14 protein-coding genes are annotated in these 13813 nt (G+C 70.8%); 11 read left to right on the forward strand and 3 right to left on the reverse strand.

Features of this window, described 5'->3' with window-relative positions; translation table 11 throughout:
- The first annotated feature begins 101 nt into the window (after positions 1–101).
- Entirely contained in the window at positions 102–1334 is a 1233-nt protein-coding gene (locus AB0C36_RS03200) for an NAD(P)/FAD-dependent oxidoreductase (protein WP_358348402.1), read from the forward strand.
- 80 nt (positions 1335–1414) lie between these two features.
- Here AB0C36_RS03200 and AB0C36_RS03205 read toward each other — a convergent pair whose 3' ends face one another.
- Positions 1415–2866, reverse strand: coding sequence for an amidase (locus AB0C36_RS03205; RefSeq protein WP_358348405.1), 1452 nt, complete (start codon positions 2864–2866; stop codon positions 1415–1417).
- Positions 2867–3365: 499 nt separating this feature from the next.
- Here AB0C36_RS03205 and AB0C36_RS03210 point away from each other — a divergent pair, with 499 nt between their 5' ends.
- From AB0C36_RS03210 to AB0C36_RS03255, 10 genes are all read left to right on the forward strand, one after another.
- Complete coding sequence (locus AB0C36_RS03210) at positions 3366–4055, forward strand: hypothetical protein (RefSeq protein ID WP_358348407.1); 690 nt, start codon at positions 3366–3368, stop codon at positions 4053–4055.
- On the forward strand, positions 3955–4893 hold the full coding sequence (locus AB0C36_RS03215; RefSeq protein ID WP_358348410.1) for a LamG domain-containing protein: 939 nt from the start codon (positions 3955–3957) through the stop codon (positions 4891–4893). The genes AB0C36_RS03210 and AB0C36_RS03215 overlap by 101 nt, the downstream gene beginning before the upstream one ends.
- Before the next feature lie 223 nt (positions 4894–5116).
- Positions 5117–5554, forward strand: a complete 438-nt coding sequence (locus AB0C36_RS03220) for a nuclear transport factor 2 family protein (protein ID WP_358348413.1) — start codon at positions 5117–5119, stop codon at positions 5552–5554.
- Between the two features lie 236 nt (positions 5555–5790).
- A complete protein-coding gene (locus tag AB0C36_RS03225) occupies positions 5791–6435 on the forward strand; it encodes a nitroreductase family protein (protein WP_358348415.1) in 645 nt (214 codons plus the stop codon).
- 41 nt (positions 6436–6476) lie between these two features.
- Positions 6477–6962, forward strand: coding sequence for a nuclear transport factor 2 family protein (locus tag AB0C36_RS03230; protein ID WP_358348417.1), 486 nt, complete (start codon positions 6477–6479; stop codon positions 6960–6962).
- Between the two features lie 40 nt (positions 6963–7002).
- Positions 7003–7662, forward strand: coding sequence for a class I SAM-dependent methyltransferase (locus AB0C36_RS03235; protein ID WP_358348420.1), 660 nt, complete (start codon positions 7003–7005; stop codon positions 7660–7662).
- A complete protein-coding gene (locus tag AB0C36_RS03240) occupies positions 7659–10055 on the forward strand; it encodes a hypothetical protein (protein ID WP_358348423.1) in 2397 nt (798 codons plus the stop codon). Before AB0C36_RS03235 ends, AB0C36_RS03240 begins: the two co-directional genes overlap by 4 nt.
- Before the next feature lie 261 nt (positions 10056–10316).
- Complete coding sequence (locus AB0C36_RS03245; protein ID WP_358348426.1) at positions 10317–10760, forward strand: nuclear transport factor 2 family protein; 444 nt, start codon at positions 10317–10319, stop codon at positions 10758–10760.
- A gap of 158 nt (positions 10761–10918) precedes the next feature.
- Complete coding sequence (locus AB0C36_RS03250; RefSeq protein WP_358348429.1) at positions 10919–11281, forward strand: hypothetical protein; 363 nt, start codon at positions 10919–10921, stop codon at positions 11279–11281.
- A gap of 46 nt (positions 11282–11327) precedes the next feature.
- Positions 11328–11858 (forward strand): putative immunity protein, encoded by a 531-nt coding sequence (locus AB0C36_RS03255; RefSeq protein WP_358348431.1) that lies wholly within the window; start codon positions 11328–11330, stop codon positions 11856–11858.
- Between the two features lie 52 nt (positions 11859–11910).
- On the opposite strand, the gene AB0C36_RS03260 is transcribed toward AB0C36_RS03255, so the two are convergent.
- Together AB0C36_RS03260 and AB0C36_RS03265 are read right to left on the reverse strand one after the other, a co-directional pair.
- Positions 11911–12672: a class I SAM-dependent methyltransferase gene (locus tag AB0C36_RS03260; RefSeq protein ID WP_358348433.1), complete on the reverse strand. Its 762-nt coding sequence runs from the start codon at positions 12670–12672 to the stop codon at positions 11911–11913.
- A gap of 211 nt (positions 12673–12883) precedes the next feature.
- Complete coding sequence (locus tag AB0C36_RS03265) at positions 12884–13813, reverse strand: ABC transporter ATP-binding protein (RefSeq protein WP_358348436.1); 930 nt, start codon at positions 13811–13813, stop codon at positions 12884–12886.

Below are 13813 nucleotides of genomic sequence, written 5' to 3' on the forward strand. Positions count from 1 at the left end.
AACGGACGTGGGAAAACGTTCGTGAGTGCGGTGGGATTGGCTCTACCCGGGGCCAGACCTTCAGTTGCTTTCGCGCCAACCGAAAACGCGAAGGATGCCGCATGTACGACGTCATCGTCGTCGGTGCCCGCTGCGCGGGGTCGCCGACCGCCATGCTCCTCGCCCGGCGGGGCCACCGAGTCCTCGTGCTCGACCGCGCGTCGTTCCCCAGCGACACCGTCTCGACCCACTACATCCACCAATCCGGACTCACCCGCCTCCGCGACTGGGGGCTCCTGGGCGAGTTGGCGGCCACGAACGCACCCGCCATCCGCCGGGCCAACTTCGCCTACCGCGACATCGAGTTGAGCGGGTTCGCGGATCCCGTCGACGGAATCGACACCGGGTACGCCCCGCGTCGCGCGGTGCTCGACCAGATCCTGGTGAACGCCGCGCGACGCGCCGGTGCCGAGGTCGTCGAAGGGTTCGGCGTCTCCGACCTGGTCTTCTCCGAAGGGCGCGTGGTCGGCGTACGCGGCCGCGAACGCGGTGGTCCGGAACGGGAGTTCCGCGCCGACATCGTCATCGGGGCGGACGGCTGCCGTTCAATCGTCGCGAAGCGGACCCGGGCCGAGCCGTACAAGGTGGTGCCCGCGACCGGGGTCAACTACTACGCCTACCACAGCGGTTTGGACTGGGCGCTGGAACACCGGGTCGGCTTCAACGAGATCTGGTGCGGGGGTTGGCCCACGAACGACGGGCTCACCGTGCTCGCGGTCATTTGCGGCAAAAACCGCTTCAAGGAGTTCCGCCAGGATGTCGAGGCGAACTTCCAGGCGACGTTCGACGAGATCCATCCGGAACTCGGCGCGCAACTGCGGGACCAGGGCAAGCGCGAGGGCGACTTCGTGGCGATGCCGCACGCGGACAACTACTACCGCCACCCCTGGGGGCCGGGCTGGGCCCTCGTCGGCGACGCCGGCTACCACAAGGACCCGTACCCGGGGTTCGGCATCACCGACGCCTTCATGCACAGCGAGATCCTGGCGGAGCGTCTGCACCAAGCCCTGTCCGGAGAACGCCCGATGGACAGCGCGCTCGCCGAGTACCACAAGCTCCGCGACGAAACGAGCGCGAGCAACTACGAGTTCACCACCAAGCTCAGCGCATTCGGCGAGCTCTCCCCGCGCCTCCGCGCGGTGTTCGGTGCAATCCGCCGAAGCCCGGAGTGGACGACGAAGCTGTTCGGCCTGTTCGCCGGCGGCGTCGAGCACCACGAGATCTTCTCCCGACAGGCTGTCGAGCGCCTCTACGACGACACGGGAGTGCCTCCGCACGAACGCGTGTACGGCTAGACGTACGAGGCCATGACGCCTGGTGCGCTTGCGCAACGGGGCCCCGCCCTTCGTCCTCGCCGGGTACCCCGCACGACGCGCTACATCGGTGGCTGGAAGCCGCCGATCCGCGGTTCGAGCAGTTCGGCCAACCTCAGTGTGGTGCGGTCCTCGTACATCGGTCCTATGAGCTGTACTCCCACCGGCAGACCCTCGGGGGACCGACCCGCGGGTATCGCGGTGGCGGGCAGGCCCGACATGGTGGGCAGACCGGCCCAGACGAGCTGGTCGAAGTACGGGTACTCGACGCCGTCGATGTCGAGCCGGCGTTCCAGCAGATCAGGGTTGTGGTCGTGCGGGAACGCCGGAGTAGGTGTGATCGGACAAACAACGGCGTCGAACTCGGCGAACAGCTCCCGCCAGCCGTGACGGTGGAGTTCGCGACGGGTGTTCACCGCGATCCAGTCGCGGTGGGTCAACACCATCCCGCGCAGCCGCGCCGCATCAAGGCTCCGGTCGTCCGCGCTCAGTCCGGCGGCGCGGGTCCGGAGCTGCTCGTACGCTTCGACGGGAAAACGTGCGACGGAGCCCGAGAACAGCAACTGCGTGTAGAGCGTTCCGGATTCGGCGAGGTCGGGAAGCAGCGGACTGTGCCGTTCGACGTGGGCGCCACCGTCGGCCAGCGCGTCGGCCACCCGGTTCACGCCGGCCCGCACGGCGGCCCCGGTCGGAATGAGCGGATGCTCGTCGAGGACCAACACCCGGAAATCGCTCAGCCGTTCATGGCGCGCGGGCGGCAACGTCACGCGGTACGCCACCCCGGACGTCATCGGGTCCGGTCCGGCCATGACGTCGAGCAAGAGCGTGAGGTCGCCGGCGGTGCGCGCCATCGGACCGACGACGGCGAGATCGAGGTCGACCGGCAGCGCCGGGTCGGACGGCGGAACCATGCCGCGGTTCGCGGCCAGCCCGAGTGTCGGCTTGTGCGCGTGGACACCGCAGAAGTGCGCGGGGGTGCGCAGCGAACCGGCGAGGTCGGAGCCGATGGACAATGCGCCGAAGCCGCACGCCAGGGCCGCCGCCGATCCACCGGAGGACCCGCCCGCGGTACGAGCGTGGTCCCACGGGTTGTTGGTGGTGCCGTAGATGTCGTTGAAGCTCTGGATGTCTTGTAGCCCCAACGGCACATTGGTCTTGCCGAGCACCACCGCGCCGGCGGCCTTGAGCCGCGACACCTGCACCGCGTCCTCGGCCGGTACGAAGTCCCGGTACTGCGGCATGCCCCAGGTCGTGGGCAGCCCGGCCATGTTGTAGGACTCCTTGACGGTCACCGGAATCCCCAGAAGCGGCCGATCCTCGCCCCGCTCGAACACCTCATCCGCAAGTCGCGCAGCCACCCGGGCCCGATCGAAGTCAGGCACACAGATCGCGTTGACCACTCCCTCATCCCGCTCGATTCCAGCGATCGCCGCCTCGGTCAATTCCACCGAGGACACCTCACCAACGCGCAATGCCGCCGCCATCTCTCCGGCGGACCGAAAGTTCCAATCCATGAATCGGACGCTAACTGACCACCTCAGGAGCCATAAAACCGCAATTTCCGCAACGCCAGAGTCCGCGAGCAGTCGTCCAACGGGGGTCACGGAAATGTCAGCCCATTTTCACCGCCGCTGACGCCATCACCACGCCACCGCTACCACCAGTGGCCGCACCTCACGTTCGTCCAGTCTTCTCCGACTCGAGCCGCAATGCCGCGACCGCCGCGGCCGCCGCGGCCGGCCTTGGCGGTAAGGGCGAATCTGCGTGCCCTCGCTGACGACGGGAAAGCCCCTCGCAGACTTACGAGTTCCCTCCCCGACCCGCCGTTCCCGCCCATCGGCGCCGTCCAGGAGTTCCGCGTGGGCGGCAGGGAGGAGGTGCCCGCAGGCCCTGGCGGTGCGGACGGCACAATGGCGCGGGTCGAGAGACGGGGTTGGGGAGCCGATGACGAAGTTTCGCCGGATACCGGTGGTTGGACGCGTATGGGTTGCGGTGACGAGTGCCGTCTTCGGCATGGTGTTGTCCCTACTCGTGGCGCCGACCGCGGCCGCACACGACGGCATGGACCGCGTGTCGGTTCGGGCGATGACGTGGAATGTCTGCGAAGAGGCCGGTGTGGCGAGTCCTACGGACGCCGGATACTGCCCGTATCGCAACGAGCCGCAACGCAAAGTGGAGGCGATAGCCGAGGTCGTGGCGGCTCGGTCGCTCAACACGGTGCTACTCCAGGAGATCTGCTGGGGTGCCCCCAACAGCGCACTCGAACTCCTCAAGCAACAGCTGGGCCCTCAATGGAAGTTCGTGACCGCGGTGAGCAGTCGCCCGGACGGCGGTTCGCACTGTCGCGGCGCCTTGACCGGTACGTTGGGCATCGCCATCGGGGTCAAGGGCAACTTCGTGGACCCGGCTCCTGCACCCGTTGAGCTGCCCATCCCGGGCGAGTTGGCGTTGGAGAGGTCGCCGATTCTGTGCGCCGACGTTGTGGGCTGGACCGACACGGTGTGCACGACCCACCTCAACAACAGTCCGGGCGCCGACCACGCGGGGCAGGTGCTGGCGGTGCGCAATGTGGTCGCCGCGCTGCGCACCGGGGGGGCGCGGGGTGGTCCTGGGCGGCGACTTCAACACCAGTCGACCGGAACTCCTGGCTCCGATCGCCCAGATCGCCCGCGAATGCGACGGGCGCTCCTACGCACCCGGTGACGCCTCGCAGGAGGTGACCCACTACACCTATGTGACCGCCCCAGGACCGGCATACGGCACGTACACCAGCAGCAAGTTGGACTACCTGTACTCGACCGACGACTTCACCGGGTGCGACTCGTGGACCCAGAAGGCGGACCAGGCCGACTACCGCGCCACGACCGTCCCGACCGGCGTGTCCGACCACGCGCCGTTGTACGGCTACACCTGCGGCGGCCCCCGCCTGTCCTGGGACATGCACGGGTCCGTGGACGGCGTCGTGGCCGACTGCTCCGCGTACGACAACAACGGATCGACGCTGGGCGCGGTCGAGTGGTCTGCCGCGGACGGAGGCGCGGCCGTTTTCGGCGGCACCGGGCACCTCGCCACCCCGACCCCGCCTGTCGACAGCAGGCTGAGCCTGTCGGTGACGGCGTGGGTGAAGATCGCGGCGAATGCGCCTACGGGGGCGATCGCGGCGCTGGACGGATCGCGGATCAGCGGCTTCATCCTGTGGTACGAAGCCGACGGCGCCACCTGGCGCTTCGGCATGCCGGTAGCCGATGCGGACGGCTGGAACGTGGACCGGGTCATCCCGACCGTCCCCGCCGTTGCCGGGAAGTGGACGCACCTGGTCGCAACCTACGACGCCGTCTCCGGGCAAATGGCCCTGTACGCCGACGGGGCCCTGCTGGGCACCGCACAGCACACGTCCGTCTGGAAAGCCGCAGGGGCGTTCACCGTCGGCCGAGACCTGGTCAACGGACGACCGAACGCCTTCTTCCACGGTTCGATTCGCGACGTACGGCTCTACGACTACCCCCTTGCCCCGGCGCAGGCTGCCGATCCGACGCTGTAGTGGGTTGTCGCCGACACGGCGGCGGGCCGCCGTGTCGGCGATCATGGAACGGCCCTGGTCTAGCGGTCCTCATCGAACTGCCCACCCGCCGGGGGCACCCGCGCGCGGCCGTCGCCGGTGGCCGCGCTTTCGACGAGGCAGGTCGCCCGTGCGCATGGTTGGCTCAGAATTGGCCCTGAGCGAACACAAGGTCGTCGAGGTCATTCGTAGGCATAGTAAGACCATGTCGAACCATGACTTGAGCCCTGATTTGTCGGAAAGCCTGCGCAACGCCGAGCGGCGGCTGCAAGCCGCCCAGCTGGCATCGAATGTCCAAGAACTGACGGAGTTGATCGACGACGCGGCCTGGTTCACCGGGCCAGACGGGAATATTTACACCAAACAGGATGACTTGGATGCACACAAATCCGGTCACCAGGTGTTGAGCCGCGTCGATGAGGAGGAGCTGCGGGTCCTGGCCACATCGGACCTGGGGGTCACCTGGTTCCTCGGAGTGTTGGAGGGTGTGTTCGGCGGTCAGCCGATGGTCGCCCGCCTGCGTTATACGCGGACCTGGGTCCGTGGCGAGTCGGGGGATTGGAAGATCATCGCGGCGCACGCGGTGCTGGTTCCTGACGGCGGGGATGCGGACGTGAAGGTGGATCAGGAAGCGCCTCAGTAGTTCTTGAGATCTGCCTGGCCCGCGGTTCTGCGGAGCCGCGGGCCGGCTGTTGGACGTTATGGACGGCTCGGAGATGAGGACGGCCGCGGCGTCGAACCCCGGTTTGCTCGGCGTGGTCATGGCGGATCTGTTCGCAGGCGGTGGGGTCACGGCGCGCCGAGGCGGGGGGGGTCGGCGCCGGGGGCCGGATGGGCTCGGGGGTGTAAATAGTTAACTGAGTCCATTAACGTTCGGCCATGCTCACACCACGGGAGTTGTTGACCACGACGCGGTCCGTGCGGCTCAGGCTTGATCTGGAGCGGGCCGTGGACCGGGAGACCGTCGAAGAGTGCCTGCGGGTCGGGTTGCAGGCGCCGAACGGGTCGAACCTCCAGCTCTGGAACTGGGTTCTCGTGGACGACCCGGCGGTTCGGGCGCGGATGGCGGAGATCTACCGGGCGTCGATCGAGGATCAGCAGCGCATGTCCGCGGAGGCGGCGGCGGCCGGGCAGCCGTCCCGGTACCCGAAGACGCCGCAGCAGGAACGGATCTCACGGTCCGTCATGCACCTGCGCGACCACCTGCACGAGGTGCCCGTGCTGGTGGTGCCGACGATCGCGGGACGCATGGACGGGGTGTCGGTCTTCGAACAGGCCAGCTTGTGGGGGTCGGTGCTGCCCGCGGTGTGGAACTTCATGCTCGCGCTGCGGGCCGAGGGCATGGGCAGCGCGTGGACGACGATCCACCTGCATCGCGAGCGGGAGATGGCCGATCTGCTCGGCATCCCGTACGAACGGGTCACCCAGGCCGGGCTGTTCCCCGTCGCCTGGACGCTCGGCACGGACTTCCGCGCGGCGGACAGGTCGGGTGCGGAGCGGGCGATTCGGTGGAACCACTGGTAGTCGGCCGTTCAGGCCGGCAATCGCTATGGAGGGACACGGCTTTGCCCGATTACTCGGAGACGGAACTGCGCAACATCGCGTCCGTCAACAGGATGTTCGAGGCACCGCGCGACTTCGACCGTGCCACGTTGTTCGCCGACGACGCGGTGTGGTGGAACGGCCTGCCCATGGTCGGTCGCGGCGGGCGGACCGAGCACAAGGGCATCGACGAGATCCGGGCGATCCTGCGCGGCTCCGGCGGGCAGGGCGGGGCGCGTACCGCGGAGACCGGGGTCGACCCGTACGACAAGGCCACGTTCCGCTTCGAGGACGTCGTGGTGCTCGCCGACGGCGACTGGGCGATGCGCCAGCACACGATGCATTCGACGACGATCGGCGGTCAGGCGTACACGAACGTCTACTGCTTCGTGTACCGCTTCAACGACGAGGGGCTCATCCAGTACCTCACCGAGCACTGGAACACCTGGCACGCCGAGAGGGTCCTGTTCGGCAACTACCCTGTCGAGCCCGCGCACCCGGGGACCTGACCCGCCGAGGCCCCCGGCGCTCGTCGTAGGGTCGGGGGCCGTGACCGGATCTTCCTCCCACCTGGACGCGACGGCGAGCGCCTACGACGCGGTGGCCACGCTGTACGCCGAGCTCACCCGCGGCTACCTCGACGCCTTCCCCCTGGACCGCGCCGTGCTGGCGGCCTTCGCCGACTCGGTACGCGTCGGCGGCGGCAGCCGGCCCGTCGCCGAACTGGGCTGCGGCCCCGGATACCTGACCGCGCATCTGCGGGGGCTCGGGCTGGACGCCTTCGGCATCGACCTGTCCCCCGCCATGATCGACATCGCCCGCACGGACTACCCGGGCCTGCGGTTCGAGACCGGGTCCATGGACGCCCTGGACCTGGCGGACGGTTCGCTGGCCGGAGTCGTGTCCTGGTACTCGGTCATTCACGCACCACCGCAGGAACTACCCGTCTACTTGGCCGAGTTCGGACGCGTTGTCGCGCCGGGCGGGCACCTGCTGCTCGGGTTCTTCGAGTCGGAGGGCGGGCCGGTTACCGCGTTCGACCACAAGGTGACGACGGCCTACCGCTGGCCGATCGACGAACTTGCGCGGTTGGCCGCCGACGCCGGGTTCGACGAGATCGGCCGGATGCTGCGGGAGCCCGGCGACGAGGAGAGGTTCCGCCGCGGGCACCTGCTGATGCGCAAGGGCGGTCCGGAGCACTCCCCGTGAACCGGCTCGACGCGCCGCCCGACCTGCTGCCCGATCTGCTGGCCCGCCTCGCGGTCGACGACGCCGTCGAGTTGTTCGCGCGGGTGCCCGCGGATCTCCGGCGCAGGGCCCTGGCCGGGCGGCTCCCGGAGTGGGGCGAGCTGCGCGAGGCGATCGTGCGTTGGGTCGTCGCGTACGGCGACGCGGGCAGTCAGCTGGCGGCGCTCGGGGACGTCCCGCGGTACCGGAACTCCCGCCGCGACTTCGTGAGGGCGCTGGCCGACGCGGCCGATCCCGACGTACGCACCGCCGTCTACCTGCACCCCGAGGCGGACCCCGTGCTGCGGCGGCGCATGCTCACCGTCGGCCCGTACGCGGGCTCCGTCCCGGACGGCCTGCGCAAGGCGCTTCTGGCCACCCGCTCCCGACACCTGCTCGGCCCCGCCCGCGACGCCGCCGACCCGGCGATCGCCCGTCGAGCCGCCGCCCTCGTGCGCGGGCCCAAGTTCCAGCCGCCGCCTCGGACGCCCGCGGCGGTGCACGCGTGGCTGGCCGTACCCGTCCCCGAGCGCACCGAGGCCGAGCAGAAGCGCGGGGTGCCGCACCGGCTCGGCCCCAGCGCCCGCCGGGTACGGGCGCGGTTGGCGACCCTGGCACTTGAGCAGTGGACGGCGGCGGACTGGGCGGCGCTGGCCGCCCTGCACCGCGAGCGGCCCCTCGACCCGATGACCACGAGCCGCCTGGCCGGACACGCGGCATGTCCGACGGACGCCGCCCTCGATCTGCTTCGGCACACCGCGCGGGAGGGTTTCCACGAGGTCGCGACCCACGCGATCCTGGCGGGCACGCTCACCTGGGACGACCTGCTGACGCGCGCCGTGCCCGCCGCTTCGGTGATCGCCGTGATGTCCGCACTGCCCCTGACCGAGGACCGGGAATCGGCGCACGGCACGGCCGGGACGCGCAAGCGGCTTGTCGAGCAGGTGCGTTCCCGACTCGGCGACGAACCGATGCGCTGGTGGTCCCTGTTGGTGCTGCTGCGCGGCGCGTTCCCCGGCACCGTCCCCGAACTGCTGGACGCCGCAGCGGCGTCCGCCCCGGAGCCGGGCACCGTGGAGTTCGCCTCGACGAATGGCCTGGCGGGCTCGCCCTGGACCTACCTCCTGTCGCTGGCCGCCCCGGAGAAGGCCACCGAAATCGTGCCCGGAGTCGCCGAGTTGACGGCCCCTCCCGGCGCCCGTGCCAAGAGCCCCGGCACGTTGGCCGGGGAAATGCTGAGCACGTGGGCGCTCCAGAACATGCCGTCGGGGGTCGTCGAGGGCTTCATCGCGGTGGCGGACGCCCGGCAGCGGGTGGCCCTGGCCCAACGCCTCAACGGGTACGGCCCCCTCATGGAACGCCTGCTGGAACTCGACGAACCGGCGGTCAACGCGTCGCTGGTGACGCGGCCTCACCTTCCCGCGAGACTCCGGCGCCGCATCCTCTCCGGTACGAGCCACGCCACCGGACGTCCCGGCAGCCTGGCCCTGCACGCCTCCGTCACGGTCGTGAACTCCCGGCAGTCCTGGTTCAACGACACCAAGTACCAGGTGCTCACCCGCAACGCGACCACGATCGCCGAAGTGCTGCGCAGCCATCGGCCGCTCCATGCCCCGTACCAGGTCGCGGGGTGTCGGCGACTCGTGGAGTTGGGGCGCCTCGACCTGGTCGCGTCGTTCGTGGGCCGGACCGACCCCGCCCTCGGCGTACTCCCCCTGCCCGCGCTCGCCGACGCGCTGCGGGGCCCGCTGGCCGCCGCCGACCGCGACGCCGCCCTGGCCGCCTTGCGGGCGCTGACGAAGCGCCTCTTCCGCAACTACCTCACCGCGCCCGACCTCCAGGAACTCACCCGCCACCTGGAAGTCGAGGACACCCCCGACTGGGCTGTGGTGGCCGCCGAAATGCGCGCGCGCCCGCTGTCCGCCGACGTCCTCGCCGTCCTGGCCCAGCACGGCGAGGACATGCCTGAGGACCTCGCCCGCCTTCTGCTGACCACCGCCCCGGAACGTTGCGCGCCGTACCTCGCGCACCGGACGGCCGAACTGGCCCGCCTCGCCCTCGACATCGCTCCGGTGGCACACCGGCGCACCGGGCCGTCGGACGAATTCGCGTGGCTGGGGCCGTGTCTGGAGAAGGGCCTGTTGACCGCGGAAGACTGGGTGGCGCGCGGACGACCGGTCCGGCATGTCCTGCGCAGCTTCCGCCACGACCAACGTCTGCGGGCGCGCGTGGACGCCGCCATCCGCGATCTGACGGTCCGCCACGGCCCGCTCTCCCTGGACACCTTGCTGGTCGTCGCCGTGCTCGCCGACGACTTCCCGGGCACCCTCGCCGAACTGCTGGCCACCGCGACGGCCGCGACCGTGCCGACGTGACGTGAGCGCGTCCTGAGACGCCCCCGCCGCGGCGTCCGCTCCACCGGCGGAGGGTCGCGTGTCTCACGTACGCCCGCCTCCGCCCCGTCCGCCCCGTCCTCCCCCGACTGCCCGCCGGCCGCTGCGCCCGCCGTCCGGGCGGTCTTGAGGGTTCGCGGGGTGTGTGCTTACCTGCCCGAGGTTCCGCATTGATCGACTTGCACCCCGCGTCGATCGAGTCCTTCGGCGCGCCCTTGCGCCGGGCTTTCCGAGGAGCGAGGCATGGCTACCCCGACGAAGGAACAACTCCTGCACTGGGCCGAGCAGTTCGTCGCGCTCTGGAATGCGGGCGAGAAGGACGCGTGGGTCGCCAACTGGCGGGCCGTCGCGCCCGGCGACTTCCGCATGCTCGACCCGGTGGGCACGCCCGAGAAGCACGGGTTCGAGACGTGCGCGCTGGAGGGCTGGGACCTGTTCCAGTCGGCCGTACGCCTGCGCCACCACCCGGGCACGGTCTACGTGTGCGCCAACGAGGTGGCCTGGGTCATGGAGAACCACTTCTCGGTGCACGGCACCGAGCGGATGAGCATGAGCGTGGAGACGTACCGCTTCGAACCCGACGGCTCGGTGGTGATCCGCAACTACTACCGGCTCCCGGACTCGTCCGACGGCGAGATGGCCGAGATCTTCGAGACCTACCAGCCCACCCACCAGCCGGGGAGCTGACCGGCCCCGAACGGACAGCGCACTTCGGGGCGCGGCCTCCCGGCGTCCCGAGGCCCGCACACCGCCCGGAGTGCGCGGGTGACGGAACCGGATCCGGGGGGCCCGCGTCGACGCGAGACACCGCAACGGCGGTGGCGACGCGGAGACGGGGTGGGGACGTGCGCCTGTGGCGGTGGACGGCATGGTGTTCGGTGGCCTGCGCGGCGGGCGGAATGGCGGCGTTCTTCGAGTTCGACCGTGTCGCGGCTGCCCGATGCCCGTACGAACGCGTACCCGCTCGGGAGTGGCTGCTGTCGTACGGGGCTCTGGCGGGCGGGGCCTTGGCGGTGGTGCTGTTCGCGGCGGCGTGCGTCGTGGCCGTGCGATCCGGGGTTTCCGTCGCCGATGAGCTCCTGTGGGGGCTCGCCCTGATGGCCTGTGTGGCGGCTGTGTTGGTCCTTTCGCTCGACGTGCTCGCAATCAGGACGCTGCACGACCGGCACAGCGTCAGTGAGATCACCGATTGCTTCGGCAAGGCGTGACTTCGTGACCGCGGTCTCCCGCCCCGGGCTGAGGCAGGATGGTCCGGTGCCAACGGGAGCGGACAGCATCGAGCTGAGCGAAGACGAACTGCGGGTGATCGCGGGTTACGCCGCCGACTGCGCGGACCGGGTGCTGCCCGTCTTCGAACATGGCGTCCCCGGCGATCCAAGGCCCCGCGAATCCGTCGCCGCGGCACGGGACTTCGCCGGGGGCGGTCGGCGTACGGCCGAACTCCGGCAGAAGTCGTGGGCCGCGTACAAGGCCGCGCAGGAGGCAACCGCACCGGCCGTGGTCGACGCGGCACGGTCGGCGAGCCATGCCGCGGCGGCCGCGTACCTGCACCCCAAGGCGAGCGCTCATCAGGTGAAGCACATCCTGGGCGCCGCGGCGCACGCGGCGCGGGCGGAGGAGACGGCCGAGCCCGGCCTGCGGCTGGCGGGCGGGACCTTGGACTGGGCCCGCGTCCACGCCCCGCCGGAGGTCGTCGCGGTGCTCCGCCGCCTGCCCGCCGCGCCGCCCGGAGGCGGACGCGTCGGGGAACTCATCCGCCAACTCGACGCCGCAATCCGCGCCTGAGGCGCACGGCTCCCCGGCGATCCGGCGACCTGGTCCCCCGGCGAGGGGACTCTCAGCCGGTCGGCGCCGACGCCGGGATCGTCGCGGTCATGTTCAGGCGCACGAAGTCGAGCACCGGGGGTTCCAGGCGCGCGGCGACGGCGCGGACGACCGCGCGGCGCTCGGGTTCGGGCAGGTCGGTCAGGTAGGGCTGCAGGGCCGCATGGGCGAGGAAGTCCTCCAGGTCGGCGGTGGCTGTGAAGGACACGGGGGCGTTTGCGAGCCAGGCGCGGCCGCCGGCGAACCCGGCACCGGCCAGTCGCGCGGTCGTCTGCTCTGCGGTGGCGTAGTGGTTGCGCCCGGCGGTGTCGACGCCCAACTCGGCCAAGACGGCGCGGACCCGGGCCAGGCTCCCGTGACCGCCGCACTGCACGACCAAGTGCCCGCCCGGACGCAGCACCCGGGCGAAGTCGGCGAACAGGGAGCCGTGGTCGCGCACCCAGTGCAGGGCCCCGGTGGAGAACACCGCGTCGAAGGTGTTGTCCTCGAAGGGCAGTTGGTCCTCGAGGTCCACCTGTCGCAGGACGAGGCGGTCCGCGTGCGGGGCGAGTCGGTCGCGGGCCTGGTCCAGCATGCTCCGCGAGACGTCGGCGGCGACCACGGAGGCCGAGGGGAACGTGCGCAGCAGCTCCCCGGTCACGCGTCCGCTGCCGCATCCGGCGTCCAGCACGGTTGCGTTCGGGGGCAGTTCCAGACGTGCGAGCACCTCGGTGCCCCAGGTGTGCTGGGCATCGCTGTGCAGGTCGTACGCCGACCCGGTCCACTGATCCGTCATGACGCGCACTGTCCCACACGCCCCGGGGGGACGCCGCCGGATTGTCCGGTGCGCGCCGCCGGTCGGGAGGCAGGCGGGCCTCGGTCGAGCGGTCAGGCGGCCGGGCCTCGGTCGGGTGGTCAGGCGGCGGGCGGGCGGCCTGCCCGCGGTCGGGTTGTCAGGCGGGCGGGCTTCGGTCGGGTGATCGCGCGGCGGTCAAGCGGTCAGGCGGTCAAGCGGTGGCGGGGCGGCGGCCGCCCAGGGGGACGACCAAGGGGACTCCTGCCACCGGGCATTCGATGACCTTGGACTTGAGGCGGAAGACCTCCTCGACGAGTTCGGCGGTGACGACCTCGGCGGGCGGGCCCGCGGCGACGACGGCGCCGTCGCGCATGGCGATCAGGTGGTCGGCGTACCGGCAGGCGTGGTTGAGCTCGTGGAGGACCATGACGACCGTGCGTGCGTCGGTGCGGCCGAGGTCGGCGACCAGTTCCAGGACGTCTACCTGGTAGGCGAGGTCGAGGTACGTGGTCGGCTCGTCGAGCAGCAATACCGGCGCGTTCTGGGCCAGGGCCATGGCGATCCACACGCGTTGCCGCTGGCCGCCCGACAGTTCCTCGATCCTGCGGTCGGCGAGCGCGGCCGTGCCGGTGGCTTCGAGTGCGGCGTCCACCACGGCGTCGTCGTCGCGCGACCACTGGCGCCACCAACGCTGGTGCGGGGTACGGCCGCGCGCGGCGAGGTCACGCACGGTGATGCCGTCCGGGGCCGTGGGCGTCTGCGGCAACAGCCCCAGCTTGAGGGCGAATTCGCGTGCGGAGAGGGTGGAGACGTCGGCGCCGTCCAGGTGTACGGCGCCGGCCTGCGGCTTGAGCAGTCGGGCGAGCGCCCGCAAGGCCGTGGACTTGCCGCACGCGTTGGGGCCGACCAGGGCGGTGACCTTCCCGGCCGGGATCTCCAGGTCGAGGCCGGCGGAGACGGTGCGGGAGCCGTACGCGAGGGTCAGTTCGTGGGCGGAGAGCGAGAGCGGCCGCGCAACCGCCCGATCGGCCTTTGCAGCCACGTGATCCGTCGCGGCACTGTCGGACCCGACACCCACTCCGACACCGCCCGTCCCGACGCGGTCGCTCCCGGCTTGCTCGGTTGCGGTCTCTGACGCCAT

It is taken from the genome of Streptodolium elevatio, assembly GCF_040649515.1.
Lineage (GTDB): Bacteria > Actinomycetota > Actinomycetes > Streptomycetales > Streptomycetaceae > Yinghuangia > Yinghuangia elevatio.

Coding starts and splice junctions, on each gene's coding strand:
- AB0C36_RS03200 (WP_358348402.1), top strand. CDS start 102: ATGTACGACGTCATCGTCGTCGGTGCCCGCTGCGCGGGGTCGCCGACC.
- AB0C36_RS03205 (WP_358348405.1), bottom strand. CDS start 2,866: ATGGATTGGAACTTTCGGTCCGCCGGAGAGATGGCGGCGGCATTGCGC.
- AB0C36_RS03210 (WP_358348407.1), top strand. CDS start 3,366: ATGGTGTTGTCCCTACTCGTGGCGCCGACCGCGGCCGCACACGACGGC.
- AB0C36_RS03220 (WP_358348413.1), top strand. CDS start 5,117: ATGTCGAACCATGACTTGAGCCCTGATTTGTCGGAAAGCCTGCGCAAC.
- AB0C36_RS03225 (WP_358348415.1), top strand. CDS start 5,791: ATGCTCACACCACGGGAGTTGTTGACCACGACGCGGTCCGTGCGGCTC.
- AB0C36_RS03245 (WP_358348426.1), top strand. CDS start 10,317: ATGGCTACCCCGACGAAGGAACAACTCCTGCACTGGGCCGAGCAGTTC.
- AB0C36_RS03260 (WP_358348433.1), bottom strand. CDS start 12,672: ATGACGGATCAGTGGACCGGGTCGGCGTACGACCTGCACAGCGATGCC.
- AB0C36_RS03265 (WP_358348436.1), bottom strand. CDS start 13,813: ATGGCGTCAGAGACCGCAACCGAGCAAGCCGGGAGCGACCGCGTCGGG.